Source organism: Bartonella sp. MU70NMGDW (genome assembly GCF_042194085.1).
GTDB classification, from domain to species: domain Bacteria; phylum Pseudomonadota; class Alphaproteobacteria; order Rhizobiales; family Rhizobiaceae; genus Bartonella; species Bartonella grahamii.
The window spans coordinates 1-1,223 of the sequence record NZ_JBHIMK010000342.1; the positions used below are offsets into that span (position 1 = coordinate 1).

The following is a 1,223-nucleotide window of genomic DNA, read 5'->3' on the forward strand; positions in this document are numbered from 1 at the left end:
CGGCAACAAATTACTCGTTTGTTCGAAAAAACAAATTTTGTTTCTGGGCCAATACAAGAAATTGTACATTATATGCCTTCTACGGGTTATGTTTCGCGGTTGTTCTCATTTTTTTATGAGCCATTTGCACGCTATCTTTTGCCTTATTTTGGTGGACTCTTAATATGTCAGGCACAAAAACGTGTTTATCAAGGTTTGCTCGTACAGCGTCGTCAGTCGCGACGTATTTTTATTCCTGCTTTATCACCACAAGTGCGAAATATTTTAATTTATAAAGATAATTAATCATTTTACCATTGGCATAAGAACTGCAAATATAGAAGGATTCTCTTATTTCAATTTTTTGCATTTACAATCGAAAAATATTCTTTTGTACATTATTTGTGGAATTGGCATGTGAATAAAAAATCTCAAGTATCTATATACCGAACCATATTTCATGAATAGTGGAAACATTTTAAGAGAAAAAATGCTGGTGTCTTCGTAAGCATAAAAATAGCAGAGTCCAAGGGCTCTTGCATAATATGGTTCATGGTGGTTAAAAACTGTACAAGGAAGGATTAAAATGCTTCTTATGAACTCTCTCAAGTATCAAGGGCTATCTGCCAACATCGATATCTAACAAAGTGTGTGATAGTGCCAGCTTGTTCTTTATAAGCGTAAAGATAGTGGTGCTCAGTGGCTTTATCGTTAGGATAAACATTTAGCGTTATATCATTGATTGTACAACCTTTTAAGAGGAGATAAAATCATAAAGGATGGAGGAAAACTATAAAGATAAAAAACATCTCTTAATTTAGGTTAGTGAATGTGAGATAAAGCAGTGTGTGGAGCGATATTTCTGAAAAAAATAATCATAAATATCACTCATCTAAAGATGATAGTTATGATCAAGAATGTTGCTAAAAGATATCACGATTATTTATATGCGGAACATATTAAAAATTTTAGAGAGAACAAAAGCATGTGAAGCAGAAGTTACAAAGTATATCGTGAGGTTTGAAAGCATTTTTGTTTCTGGTTCTCATGTTGGAATATTTCGTTTTTATTCATAATGTTATATATTTTGTCATAAGAGTAAGTTCTATGTAATAGCATTCGAATTATATGTGAAGGTTTTTTCATCTCGCTTTTGTTTTCATTTAGGATATTAAAATTATTTTTGAAACAGTAAATCTCGAATTAAAGATTTAAACGATAACCATTTTGATCTGTTATGAGAA

At 31.4% G+C, this 1,223-nt stretch carries 1 pseudogene; it reads left to right on the forward strand.

Features of this window, described 5'->3' with window-relative positions:
- Nucleotides 1–285: pseudogene (locus ACFIKE_RS10860) on the forward strand (SAM-dependent methyltransferase); the annotation flags it as partial.
- Nucleotides 286–1,223 lie beyond the last annotated feature (938 nt).